This window comes from Shimia litoralis (assembly GCF_005518135.1).
Lineage (GTDB): Bacteria > Pseudomonadota > Alphaproteobacteria > Rhodobacterales > Rhodobacteraceae > Shimia_E > Shimia_E litoralis.
Genome location: NZ_SULI01000008.1, coordinates 62,906 through 74,945 on the forward strand (window position 1 = coordinate 62,906; position 12,040 = coordinate 74,945).

Consider the following 12,040-nt stretch of genomic DNA (forward strand, 5'->3'; position numbering starts at 1 on the left):
TCAAAAATATCAGGATGTCACAAGGGGGGTTAGCGAATGACGATCTCATCCGCGCGGATCAGGCCAAGCACATCGCGGGCTTGTTGATCCAACAGGTCAAGATCAAGAAAATCATCCGACAGGCGCTGGGTCAGGTTTTCCATACGGGCCACGTCTTGCTGCAGGGCCTCAAGCTCTTGGCGCAACTGCGCGCGCTCGGCGTTGACTTCGATACGGCGGAAAATGCCATAGTCACCCTGTACGGCGGCAAAGGTGAAATATGATGACAACGCGAATGCAATCCCGAAAAACAGGAACGCACCAAAGGCCGGTCTTTGTCTGGATGTCGTCATATCTGCCTCGCCTCGCTCTCTTGTTGGAGCTAAAGCCACTATGTCACACCTGATTCGCTGTGTGAATCCCAAAAGGGTGAAAAAGGGCGAAAAACCTCATAATTTTGTGGTGTTACAGTGTCTGGCCATAGCGTTCGGGACCAGACACACTTGCCACAAAGTTACGCGAGAGAGCTGCGGCGCGCCGCAGCAATATTGGTACGGGTATCTCTCTTGTCGTGCAGCTGCCGCCCTTCACAAGTTCTCGCAAGACCCAAGAACGGTGCTGTAAATATTAGACATCCAAGGATTGTAACTTCGGGCAACTTTTTCTGGGTAAACGTACGAAATTATTGAGAATACCTTGTCGGTGAGGCCCCAAAATACTGCGTGAACGCGCGGGTAAAGTTTCCTGGCTCTCTATATCCCAGAGTATCTGCTACTTCGGCAACAGTGCTGCCTTTCAGCTTTAGCAATTCACAGGCGCGGTCCATGCGAGCTGCTTTCAGCACCTCGCGGAAATTCGTTCCATAGATGGCAAGTTGGCGTTGGACACTGCGTGGGCCGATATCCATCGCCTGAGCCAGCCGTTCAAGAGAGACATTGCGATCTGCAACCTGCATGTCGACAACGGCACGAATAGAATGCAGCAGTGTAATTGGGGGTCCCGAACGCTCGCGAACGATATCGCCACGGGTGGTCAACATTTTCGGACCGAGTTTGGATCGTCGGGCACCAAGATCAGAGCTGGGTAACACCAAACGTAGTTGCGCACGATTGAAGAGCACCGGGCAGCCGAATATCTCTTGCGCATGGGCACTGCCCCGTTCCGAAGGAAAGTCGAATTCGATCTTTGTCGGTGACCATCCCTGTCCCAGATAGGCCCTCGGGATGCTCATCATTGCGGCTACGGCGCTATAGGCCATGTCGGGATAGCTGACATGATGCTTGTGACCAAATTTATAGGTGTAAGTGACGATGTTGCCGCGGCATTTGAATTCAACGCGGTCTGTGTTGGAGTGTAGCCCCATTTCCCGTTGCGCCCGCAACAGAGCCGTTTCCAGATCCGGAGCAGACAGGACATACCGCCCCCACGCCCCATAGTCCGCGACAGTCAGATACGGGGAAAACAACAGGCCAAGCCTGTCTTCGCCCAATGCTCGGCTGATGCCGTGGACAAATTCACAAAGCGCGTGTTCGGTGATGTAACCATGTCGATCTTCAATGAATTGTTCTGCTAATCCCACCTGAGATAACAGGCCAAGTGTCTTTTTTTACCCATCTCTGCCATCGCAAATGCAGGCATCGCCCCCAATGCTTTGGCGGTGATCATGGCAGGTGAATTGGACATCAACGCGCGCTCCTTTTTTTCAGTGTGTCGTGAAATGATATTTCTGACAATCACCCTTGTGGCATGGTTCGTGCCAAGTATCTGGTCAGTTTCAGTTCGAATTCCCTTCATAGTGCAAAGCCGAAACCCGAGTTTTGTGTTGGTTCGCAACTGGTTAAGTAGACATTTTCTAATTCCGGAGCGGCACATGACACTATCACAAGCGCAAGTAACAAAACCCAAATTTCGCAATCTCCCCTCAAGGTTGGCATTGGTTGCCGCGCTTTCGGTCATGGCCCCAATGACGGTGGCCCAGACGTTCAACGACACAGGGAACATTTTGGCCCGCTCTGCAGAGGTCAAAGATATCGAATATCAAATCATGGTTCAGCGCGCGACCCAGACCGCCATCTGGGGAATGCCCGCGGTGGGAATGGTTGATTTCATCAAGGCAACACGCCGCGATTTGGGAGGAGAGATCAACGATGTGGTCTATCTCAAACAGCCGTTCGATTCAAAACACGGCTTTTTGACCCCGAACGATGTGACCGCTTACGCGTGGGGGTCCATGACCTCGGAGCCGGGCCCACTTATTGTCGAGGTGCCTGCGGCAACCGACAACGTCAGCTATTTTGGCACCATTGTGGATGCATGGGATGTGCCGATCGAAGACGTGGGGCCGGCTGGCGCTGACAAAGGAAAAGGTGGAAAGTACCTGTTATTGCCACCGGGGTATGAAGGGGAGAAATCCAAGGAGGATTTGGAGGCGGAAGGATACCTTGTTTACGAAACCAGCACGTATCAGTACGGGTTTTCATTCCGGCCTCGGCTGTACAACGGTGCAACGGATGCGGATGCGGCCGAGTATGCCCAGCAGATCAAGGTGTACTATCTTTCTGACGCCGACAATCCCCCACCGACGACCTACCACGAGGCGTCTCAAGTGCCGTACGATTCCCTTCCGTATTACAATCACACCTTTTTTGAGGATATGAACGACTATATTCAGGGCAACCCGATCCGGCCTCAGGACAAGGTCATGGTGTCCATGCTCAAGAGCCTCGGCATCGAAAAGGGCAAGCCCTTTGCTCCCACCGACCGACAGATGGCGGCAATGGATGACGGGCTGGTTTTGGCTTATGCGGCGATGCAGGATTTCTTTGTTTCGCCGGGCAAGTCCACGGTTCCCTTGTGGGCAGATGACAGCGGCACCCTGAAATCTCAGTGGTTGGTGTGGGATTTTGCCCCCGGACAGGCCGAGGCCGGATTTCCGTATGAGACCGCACAAGAGGTGCTGCTCGATGATCGGGCAGGCGGCAGCTATTTCTGGATCACCTACCTGCCAAAGTATCTTGGCGGCGGCACATTCTATCTGACTGGGTTGAACGACAGCGACGGCGACGCGCTGGATTTCAACGCGTCCTACAAGCTGAACGTTCCCAAGGATACTCCGGCCAAGGATTTCTGGTCAGTGATTGTTTATTCGATGGAAACCAAAGGGTTCATTCGCGATGTCGAACGGGTCGGTCTGTCTTCCCGTGATGCAGAGTCCATGCATATCAATGACGACGGGTCTTATGACATCTACTTTGGCCCAACACCGCCCGAAGGAAAGGCAGCAAACTGGATCCCGACAACCGAAGACTACTTTTTGTTGTTCCGCCTGTATGGGCCAGAAGAGGGATGGCTGCAAAGTGGCTGGGTTCTGCCTGATCTTGAGAAAATTGATTGAGACTTGCGCAAGATAGGACTTGAACCATGACACTCATACAGCTTCTTGCAGGCACAGCGCTGGTTTTGACAACATATTCCGGTAGTGCGGCGGCTCAGGACTTTGCGGCGGATGTGCCCCAAAATGTGATAACCCCTGATGTCGTCGAAACCAAAACACTCGGGACACTCGACTTCTTTGATGGCATGCCGTCGCCGGATACGGTCGACAAGGTGTTCGACAACCTCGACCTGATCCGCGCGACCACGGCATTTCTGGACGGGATGAAAATCGCGTCGTTGCGCGGCATGTTCCAAGGCTATGAAGATATCGGGGCAATGCCCAATGACATCGTCATTACCGAGAACCTGATGGATGCGCGATCCATTTGGCTTACGCCCAATACAACGACAATTTATATCGGGGCCAATGTGGACATTTCCCAAGGCCCAATTGTCATTGACGTGCCGCCCGGTCTGCTTGGTCTCATTGATGATGCGGCCTTTGACTATGTCGCTGACATCGGCGCCTTGGGTGCGGACAAGGGCAAGGGCGGCAAGTACCTCTTGATGCACAATGACGATGATACGCCCGTGCCCGACGGCTTTTTCGTGTTGCGCACTAAGACCTACGAACATTGGCTTCTTCTCAGAAGATCACCAGGGCCTGAAGGTGAAACCACAGGTCCGGTTGCAGAGATCAAGGCAGGTTTGAATGTGTACCCACTTAGCCAAGCGCACAATCCTCCGGCTGAAACGTTCGTCCACGTGTCGGGCAAGACATACAACACTGTCCACGCCAACAACGAAGACTTCTTTGAAGAGATTCACGTGGCCTTGGACAACAATCCGAAAGGGGCGTTTGCACCGGAAATCCTTGGCACATTTGCGTCGATCGGGTTGAAAAAAGGCGCCCCATTTGAACCTGATGCCCGCATGCAGGGGATCATGGTCGAGGCTGCCGCCATCGCAAACGCAACCGCGCGGGCCATCACCTATGCCTCGCGGGACAAAGGCGTGTATTTTTATGAGGATCGCCAATGGAATTCACCGTTCCAGCGCCAAAGCTATCAGTTCCTAGAGGATGGCGCCCGCATTCTGGATGACCGAACCTATTTTTTCTATATGGCAACGGGCATTACGCCTGCGATGACGTCGCCACCGGTTGGATCAGGATCGGTCTATGCAATGACAGCACGGGATAAGAATGGGGTGTATCTGGATGGGTCCAAAACCTACAAAGTGACGCTTCCGGCCCCGGTTCCGGCCAAAAACTTCTGGTCCTTTATGCTTTACAGCGGACAGACGCGGTCCATTCTTGAAACCGATCAGAAATCGGGCGGCATCGACTCGAACCGGGAAGGCATCAAACCCAACGAGGACGGAAGCTATACCGTCTATGTTGGCCCGAAAGCACCGGAAGGTTGGGAAAACAACTGGGCGCAAACCATGCCCGGCAAAAGCTTTAATGTCATGATGCGCCTTTATGGCCCTCTCGAGCCATGGTTCGACAAAACCTGGAGGCCCGGAGACTTTGAGTTGGTAGAGTAACCTGCCCAAGCCAATTGGGGTCAATGCTCTGCCGATCACCGGAGTGCGTTGATCAAATGGGACCGTGTGCAGAGACAGCCAGCAGGGCCAGCGCTGGGACAGAAGGCGAGGCGCGTGACATAATCCGCAAGCAGGGGGTTTGTTCAAGAATACTGCGGCAAGGACACAGCAAGCGGTTATTGCACGTAAAACACCCGCCGAAATACATCGACGGGTGTGAATTATTGTTCAAAAAAGATGCGCAACGGGCAGATTAGCCTGCCACAGACGCCTTGTAGATGCTGTCGATGGTGCCTGCGATCGTCTCGTTAAAGGCATCGTCGTCTTGTTGGGCTGACAACCCTTCGGTCAGCGCGCGAGAAAAGCTCGCGATGATGCCCGAGTTGTGGGACAGGCGCGTATTGGCTTCGTCGCGCGAGTACCCGCCTGACAATGCCACAACACGCATCACGCGCGGGTGATCTACCAACGTTTTGTAATGGTTGGATGTTTCGGGCAATGTCAGCTTGAGCATCACTTGTTGATCTTCGCTCAGCGCATCAAGTTGCTTGGTGATTTCCGTCGCCAGAATGTCTTCGGCAGCGGCTTTGTCAGCGATGGAAATTGTCACCTCTGGTTCGATGATCGGCATCAATCCATGTCCAAGGATTTGTTTGCCAACTTCGAATTGCTGGGCAACAACATCGGCAATCCCATCTGGCTTTGCAGCATTGATCACAGAGCGCATTTTGGTGCCAAAGATACCTGCTTTGACCGCGCGTTCCAGCAAGGCATCCAAATCCGGCATCGGCTTCATCACTTGGACGCCGTTCGCTTCGTCGGCCAAACCTTTGTCGACCTTGAGAAATGGGACAACACCGCGGTCTTCCCACAAATATGTGGCGGTGGGTTTGCCATCGACGTCGCGGTCCATGGTCATTTCAAACAGGATGGCGCCAACCACACGATCACCTGTGAACGCAGGGGCTTTGGCAATGCGGGCGCGCATGGCGTGAATCAGATCAAACATTTCGGCTTCGGAGCCATAGGCATCTTCCTTGACGCCATACAGGCCCAGAGCTTTGGGCGTGGACCCACCGCTTTGATCCAGAGCGGCAATAAAGCCCTGACCCGAGGTGACTTGTTCTGCTTGAGATTTATTCGACATATCTGATTTCCGCCCAAAAAAATGTGTGTTTGTGGCTGTTGGTTTTCTGGCCCCGCTTCTAGTTCAGCAGGACGCGCGTTGCAATCATGGTCGCGCTAACGGTGCGCGACCTGACAATTTCTGCTTCTGATGGCGAGATTTCTACCGCCACCAGAAGATAATTGCAGGGTCTATTGATCCAGCGCCGCAACACCGGGCAATTCTTTGCCCTCCATCCATTCAAGGAACGCGCCACCTGCGGTCGAGATATAGGTAAAGTCGCCTGCTGCACCCGATGCATTGAGCGCAGCAACCGTATCACCGCCACCGGCAACCGACACCAACTGACCAGAGCGCGTCAGGGCCGCAGCTTTTAGGGCGGCGGCATTGGTGGCTGCATCAAAGGGTTCAAGTTCAAACGCGCCCAAAGGTCCGTTCCAGATCAACGTTTCACTGCTGGCAAGGACGTCATTGATGGCGGCGACACTTTTGGGACCGGCATCCAGAATCATGCCGTCTTCTGGACAGTCATCTGCGGACACAATGTCGTGCTCGGCGTGCGACGCGAACTTCTTGGCGACAACGATATCAACGGGCAACATGATGTTGCAGCCTGTTGCGGTGGCTTTTTCCAAGATCTCGGCTGCCGTATCTTTCATGATCCGTTCAGCAAGCGACACGCCAACAGGTTTGCCTTGGGCGACAAGGAAAGTGTTGGCCATACCGCCGCCGATAATCAGGTTGTCCACCTTGTCGACAAGGTTGCCCAGCAGTTCCAGCTTGGTCGAAACTTTTGCGCCGCCGACAACTGCTGTGACCGGACGTTTCGGGGCACCCAAAGCGGCTTCAAGCGCGCTCAGTTCGGCCTGCATCAGGCGACCGGCGCAGGCGGGCAGCAAACGCGCCAGACCCTCGGTCGAGCTGTGGGCGCGGTGGGCGGCAGAAAAGGCGTCGTTGCAATAGAGATCGCCAAGGCGCGCCATGCGTGCACTCAGGTCTGGATCATTCTTGGTTTCCCCAGCGTGGAAGCGGGTGTTTTCCAGCAACAAAACCTGCCCTTGCAACAGCGATTCTGCAGCAAGCTCAGCGGCGGGGCCGACGCAATCGGTGGCAAACAGGACCTTGGTGCCGAATGCGGTTTCGAGTGTGGGAACCAATTGCTTGAGCGACAGGTTTTCGCGGTGCTCGCCACCTGGGCGTCCAAAATGGGCCAACAGGATAGGTTTACCGCCAGCCGCGAGAATATCGCGCACGGATGGGACGATGCGTTCTATGCGGGTCGCATCGGTCACGACACCTTCGACAATCGGAACGTTGATATCCACGCGCACCAATACGCGCTTACCTGCCAGGTCCATTTCGTCCAGCGTTTTCCAAGCCATGAATGACAACTCCATCGGTAAATATGTGTGTTGTTCTCTATAGGAAACCGCGCATGGGTCAATGCGGTGTCTTGGCAATTGCGCCTGTGGTGATTAACTAATCCCCAAGCAAATGACAGGAGAGCCCAATGGCTGATATCAAAGACCCCGAAAACACGATCCTGATGGAACTCAGCAATGGCACCGTTGTCATTGAATTGATGCCTGACGTGGCCCCCGGCCACAGTGCGCGCATGAAAGAGCTGGCGCGCTCTGGTCAGTATGACAACGTGGCGTTTCACCGTGTGATTGACGGGTTCATGGCGCAAACAGGCGATGTGGCCAATGGCAACATGGAAAAAGACTTTGATATCCGCGCCGCTGGCACGGGTGGATCAGACCTGCCAAACCTCAAAGCCGAATTTTCCAAGCTGCCACACGATCGCGGCACCTTGGGTGCGGCCCGTTCGCAAAGCCCGGACAGCGCCAATTCCCAGTTCTTTATCAACTTTAAAGACAACCATTTCCTGAACGGGCAATACACCGTGTATGGCCGTGTTGTGTCGGGCATGGATCATGTGGATGCCATCGTCAAAGGCGAGCCGCCCATGTATCCAGACCGTATGGTGTCTGTAAAGGTGGCTGCTGATGTTGATGCGTAACGCCATTTTTGCCCTAAGCTTGCTCGCCAGCCCTGCCTTGGCATCTGGTTTGCAAATCGAGATCGAAGGCGAAGGCGCAAACGGCGTTGTCACCATTGATCTGCTTGACGATGTGGCCCCAAAACACGTGGCGCAAATCAAGGCGCTTGCTGCAGACGGCAAATATGATGGCGTGGTGTTTCACCGCGTGATCGAAGGCTTTATGGCGCAAACCGGCGATGTTCAATTCGGAAAAATGGGCGGCGATATGCGCCGTGCGGGCATGGGCGGATCTGATCTCTCTGATCTTCCTGCCGAATTCTCCGATGTGCCGTTTGATCGCGGTGTCGTTGGCATGGCCCGCAGCCAGAATCCCGATTCAGCAAACAGCCAGTTCTTTATCATGTTCAACCAAGGGCATTTCCTGAACGGGCAATACACGGTTGTTGGACGTGTCACTGACGGAATGGATGTCGTTGATACGATCAAGCGCGGCCAAGGCCAAAGCGGGTCCGTCACTGGCAAACCTGATGTGATGACAAAAGTCACCGTCACTGACTAGGTGTGATGGCCTGCGCGGTACGCGCAAGGACACAGGTTTTCAAACCATCGTGAGGGGGGCTATGCAGCCCCCCTTATTATTGTGCACCCTCAGGAGGTGTCGCAATAGGGGGAAAACCCGTGTCGATCCGCAAACTTGTCGCCATCCTGATGCTCTGTCCTGCCATGGCTTTGGCCAATCCAGATTTTTGGAAGCATGAATGGCCCGAGACCGATTTTGGCACCACGACAATCGACAATTGGGTGGAAATCCTGTCAGGCGGCCCGCCCAAAGATGGCATACCAGCCCTAAGTGATCCCCAGTTCGTGTTGGTCTCGCAAGAGACTAGGATCGGGGGGCGCGAGCCGGTGATTGCTGTCGAGATGCCCGGAGAGAGCGCGCGCGCCTATCCGCTGCGGTATCTGACGTGGCATGAAATTGTGAACGACACCATTGGCGCCACCCCGATCGCGGTGACCTTCTGTCCTTTGTGCAACTCGGCGCTGACCTTTGATCGGCGCGTGGCAGATCGCGTTTTGACATTCGGTGTCAGCGGCAAATTACGAAACTCTGACATGATCATGTATGATCGCGAGACCCAAAGCTGGTGGCAGCAAGCCATCGGGACGGCGGTTGTCGGCATGTTAACGGGGACAGAATTGCGCCCTGTGGTGTCATGGATGGAAGATTGGGACAGCTTTCGACACCGCAACCCGGATGGATTGGTGATGGCGCAACCGCCTCACAACCGCCCGTATGGCCGCAATCCATACGAAGGATACGACAGCGCATATAAACCCTTTTTGTATAGCGGCGAGTTTCCCCCGCACGATATTGACCCATTGGCGCGGGTTGTGCGCGTTGGCAACAAGGCGTGGCCACTCGACCGGCTCAGAACCTTGGAGGGGATCAAGGAGGATGGGATAGAAATTTCCTGGACCTCGGGTCAGGCCTCTGCGCTGGACACCGCAGAGATTGGCCAAGGCAAGGATGTCGGCACCATTCGAGTGCGCGATGCCGCTGGTGCGGACTTGCCGCATGATGTGATGTTTGCCTTTGCGTTTCATGCGTTTTGGCCCACAGGCATCTGGATGTTGGGCGACTAGGCACTTTGGAGCGACTTGCGGTCGCTCAAGGCGAGACATTCACGGCTCTGCTATTATTGGGGCAGGAGGAGAGTTGTGATGAGATTTCTTATTGGACTTGTAATATCGCTTGGGTTTCTGTTGGTCGGCTTTGTCATCTTGGGGGCCGGGCTGGAGACAATATCGGCCAAAGGTATGACGGAAGACGCCATTGCTGCCTTGGTCATAGGTGGGGGATTAACCGTTGTTGGCGCTGTCGTCTTTTGGGCGGCAAATGGTGCGCGCCGCAAACGCAAGGCTGGCCAAAAAGCAGATTACACCGACGCGAGTGCGACCGTTTTGGGAATGACCATGGTTTCGGATAGCTTTGATGACGGTGACGCGGGGGACTAGCGGCGCCTGAAATCGCGGATTCGACCAAAGCGTCTGGCGATCTGTCAGAAGAAACGAAAAAGAGCGCTCCGGTCAGAGCGCTCTTTACATAGAAAATATCTAATAGCTTAAGCGCCTGCTGCGGGCTTCTTGGCTGGAGCAGGGGCTGCGGCTTTTTTGGTCAGCGGGTCGTCTTGACGCTGGACCGAACCTTCGAAATGCGCACCGCTCTCGATGGCGATGGTCTTGTGAATGATGTCACCTTCGACGCGCGCGGTGGATGTCAGACGCACCTTAAGGCCACGGACACGACCCACGATACGGCCATTGACCACAACATCATCAGCAATCACTTCACCTTTGATGGTGGCGGTTTCGCCAATGGTCAACAGATGCGCGCGAATGTCGCCTTCCACGATGCCTTCGACCTGAATGTCGCCCGTGGTTTTCATGTTCCCGGTCACGTGCAAGTCCGATGACAGCACGGATGCCGGTGGCTTTGCCTTAGGGGGCGATGATTTGAACTCGCCAGACTTTGGTGCCGCAGGGGCCGCAGGCGCAGCAGCAGGGGCCGGAGATCTGGCCGGCTCGGCGGCTTTTTGTGCGGGTTCGTTGATTTTACTCTTAGAAAACATCTCTTCCTGCCTTGATAAATGTCATCGGGTTTACGGCCCGACCGTTTACGCGCACCTCATAGTGCAAATGCGTGCCAGTGGACCGTCCAGAGTTGCCCATATCACCTATACGATCGCCGCGCGAGACCCTTTGGCCGACTTTTACGCGGATTTTCGCCAAGTGCGCATACCGTGTTTCGATTCCGAATTCATGTTTGATTTTGATAAGCCGTCCATATCCCGAAAGCCAATCGGCGTGAACAACCACACCTTCGGCTGTGGCATAGATCGGCGTGCCGTGGCGCGCGGCAAAATCGGTGCCCTTGTGCATCCGTCCCCAACGCATGCCAAAGCCGCTGGTATAGCGAAAGGCGCTCTTGAGAGGATTGGCAAATGGCGCGGTTTCTGCCGCGATCCGATACATGTTGAGCCGGTCCATCTGATCCAGCAGACGGTTGGCGCGCACGGTTTCTTTGGTCAATTCGCCGCCCTTGGTCGAAAACGACAGCGGCATCATTGGGCCACCTTGACCTTGATAGCCGCGGCGGACTTCTTCCAGCAAAGTGTCGGTGTTCATGCCAGCCGCTTTGAACATTTTGTCCAGCGGGGCAACAGAGACCGTCATGGCATCTTCGAGCTGGCGGAAAATCTGATCGTTCTTTTCTTCCATCAACGCCATTTCAAGCTGCATGTCTTCGGCGCTGCGCAGCGCGAGCTTGGCGCTTGCAATGACTTCGTCGCGTTGAGCCGCTGTTTCTTGAAGGGCGTCTGAGAGCACGCCAACCATTTCATTGCCCAATGGCGACGCGTCACCTTGGGCGCTGGCGGTATCTGTGGATACATTGCGCAGTCCGTCAACTTCGGTGCGGGCCAGTTCGCGTTCTTTCATGGTCCGGCGCAACGTCGACTGGATCACTTCGATCCCCGTCTCAAGTTCACGCCGCCGCGTCTCTGAGGCCAAAAGTTCGGATTGCATCAGCGAAATCTGGTCCAGCGCAGAGTTAAAGCGCGTTTGTGCCGCAAGTGCTTCTTCGGTGCGCGCGTCACGTTCGTCGGACAGATCATTCAAACGCAGTTCATAGGTTTGCTGATCGCGGCGGGCCTGTTCGCGAAAATTGCCCGATCCAATGGAGTCCATCAACAAAATGGCCGTGGCGACAATGGTCCATGCTACGATGACGGTGCTGCCCACAAAGGCGATAAGCTGTGTAGACGGGCGCAAGCGGATAAAACGCGTATCGGTATCAGATCGCAGAAAAAGACGGCGCTCTGGAAAAAATCGTTCCAAAAACGCGTGTAGTCTAATAGCGAACCGTGTTCTCACGTCGTGCGTCCTCTTCCTTACCCCTTGCGCGTGGTGCTCTTTTATTTCGGCACCGACGCGAAATCTCTTAACCA

General features: G+C 54.8%; 12 protein-coding genes. 6 read left to right on the forward strand and 6 right to left on the reverse strand.

The features are described from left to right. Positions 1-29 precede the first annotated feature (29 nt). Together FAP39_RS08750 and FAP39_RS08755 are read right to left on the reverse strand one after the other, a co-directional pair. Positions 30-332 carry an FtsB family cell division protein gene (locus FAP39_RS08750; protein WP_138016021.1) on the reverse strand — a complete coding sequence of 101 codons (303 nt, stop codon included), beginning with the start codon at positions 330-332 and terminating at the stop codon, positions 30-32. Positions 333-661: 329 nt separating this feature from the next. Then, positions 662-1,558: an AraC family transcriptional regulator gene (locus FAP39_RS08755; protein WP_138016022.1), complete on the reverse strand. Its 897-nt coding sequence runs from the start codon at positions 1,556-1,558 to the stop codon at positions 662-664. Between the two features lie 291 nt (positions 1,559-1,849). Between FAP39_RS08755 and FAP39_RS08760 the strand changes: the two genes are divergently transcribed. Together FAP39_RS08760 and FAP39_RS08765 are read left to right on the forward strand one after the other, a co-directional pair. Next, a complete protein-coding gene (locus FAP39_RS08760; protein WP_138016023.1) occupies positions 1,850-3,373 on the forward strand; it encodes a DUF1214 domain-containing protein in 1,524 nt (507 codons plus the stop codon). A 26-nt stretch (positions 3,374-3,399) separates the two neighbouring features. Further along, positions 3,400-4,902 (forward strand): DUF1254 domain-containing protein, encoded by a 1,503-nt coding sequence (locus tag FAP39_RS08765; RefSeq protein WP_138016024.1) that lies wholly within the window; start codon positions 3,400-3,402, stop codon positions 4,900-4,902. Between the two features lie 253 nt (positions 4,903-5,155). On the opposite strand, the gene FAP39_RS08770 is transcribed toward FAP39_RS08765, so the two are convergent. Beyond that, entirely contained in the window at positions 5,156-6,049 is an 894-nt protein-coding gene (locus FAP39_RS08770) for a fructose bisphosphate aldolase (protein ID WP_138016025.1), read from the reverse strand. Between the two features lie 170 nt (positions 6,050-6,219). Beyond that, the gene (locus tag FAP39_RS08775; protein ID WP_138016026.1) at positions 6,220-7,410 is read right to left on the reverse strand and encodes a phosphoglycerate kinase; all 1,191 of its coding nucleotides are present in this window, start codon (positions 7,408-7,410) and stop codon (positions 6,220-6,222) included. A gap of 128 nt (positions 7,411-7,538) precedes the next feature. Between FAP39_RS08775 and FAP39_RS08780 the strand changes: the two genes are divergently transcribed. The 4 genes from FAP39_RS08780 to FAP39_RS08795 all read left to right on the forward strand — a co-directional run bounded on the left by FAP39_RS08780 (position 7,539) and on the right by FAP39_RS08795 (position 10,049). Beyond that, positions 7,539-8,051: a peptidylprolyl isomerase gene (locus FAP39_RS08780; protein ID WP_138016027.1), complete on the forward strand. Its 513-nt coding sequence runs from the start codon at positions 7,539-7,541 to the stop codon at positions 8,049-8,051. Further along, complete coding sequence (locus FAP39_RS08785) at positions 8,044-8,592, forward strand: peptidylprolyl isomerase (RefSeq protein WP_138016090.1); 549 nt, start codon at positions 8,044-8,046, stop codon at positions 8,590-8,592. The genes FAP39_RS08780 and FAP39_RS08785 overlap by 8 nt, the downstream gene beginning before the upstream one ends. 125 nt (positions 8,593-8,717) lie before the next feature. Further along, positions 8,718-9,677: a DUF3179 domain-containing protein gene (locus FAP39_RS08790; RefSeq protein WP_425471416.1), complete on the forward strand. Its 960-nt coding sequence runs from the start codon at positions 8,718-8,720 to the stop codon at positions 9,675-9,677. 78 nt (positions 9,678-9,755) lie between these two features. Continuing rightward, positions 9,756-10,049, forward strand: a complete 294-nt coding sequence (locus FAP39_RS08795) for a hypothetical protein (protein ID WP_138016028.1) — start codon at positions 9,756-9,758, stop codon at positions 10,047-10,049. A gap of 107 nt (positions 10,050-10,156) precedes the next feature. On the opposite strand, the gene FAP39_RS08800 is transcribed toward FAP39_RS08795, so the two are convergent. Together FAP39_RS08800 and FAP39_RS08805 are read right to left on the reverse strand one after the other, a co-directional pair. Then, entirely contained in the window at positions 10,157-10,663 is a 507-nt protein-coding gene (locus FAP39_RS08800) for a bactofilin family protein (RefSeq protein WP_138016029.1), read from the reverse strand. Continuing rightward, positions 10,653-11,966 (reverse strand): M23 family metallopeptidase, encoded by a 1,314-nt coding sequence (locus FAP39_RS08805; protein ID WP_171006816.1) that lies wholly within the window; start codon positions 11,964-11,966, stop codon positions 10,653-10,655. The genes FAP39_RS08800 and FAP39_RS08805 overlap by 11 nt, the downstream gene beginning before the upstream one ends. Positions 11,967-12,040: the final 74 nt, after the last annotated feature.

Excerpts from the sequence above, each read along its gene's own strand:
- FAP39_RS08750 (WP_138016021.1), bottom strand. The coding sequence starts at position 332 with ATGACGACATCCAGACAAAGACCGGCCTTTGGTGCGTTCCTGTTTTTC.
- FAP39_RS08760 (WP_138016023.1), top strand. The coding sequence starts at position 1,850 with ATGACACTATCACAAGCGCAAGTAACAAAACCCAAATTTCGCAATCTC.
- FAP39_RS08765 (WP_138016024.1), top strand. The coding sequence starts at position 3,400 with ATGACACTCATACAGCTTCTTGCAGGCACAGCGCTGGTTTTGACAACA.
- FAP39_RS08770 (WP_138016025.1), bottom strand. The coding sequence starts at position 6,049 with ATGTCGAATAAATCTCAAGCAGAACAAGTCACCTCGGGTCAGGGCTTT.
- FAP39_RS08775 (WP_138016026.1), bottom strand. The coding sequence starts at position 7,410 with ATGGCTTGGAAAACGCTGGACGAAATGGACCTGGCAGGTAAGCGCGTA.
- FAP39_RS08780 (WP_138016027.1), top strand. The coding sequence starts at position 7,539 with ATGGCTGATATCAAAGACCCCGAAAACACGATCCTGATGGAACTCAGC.
- FAP39_RS08785 (WP_138016090.1), top strand. The coding sequence starts at position 8,044 with ATGCGTAACGCCATTTTTGCCCTAAGCTTGCTCGCCAGCCCTGCCTTG.
- FAP39_RS08795 (WP_138016028.1), top strand. The coding sequence starts at position 9,756 with ATGAGATTTCTTATTGGACTTGTAATATCGCTTGGGTTTCTGTTGGTC.
- FAP39_RS08800 (WP_138016029.1), bottom strand. The coding sequence starts at position 10,663 with ATGTTTTCTAAGAGTAAAATCAACGAACCCGCACAAAAAGCCGCCGAG.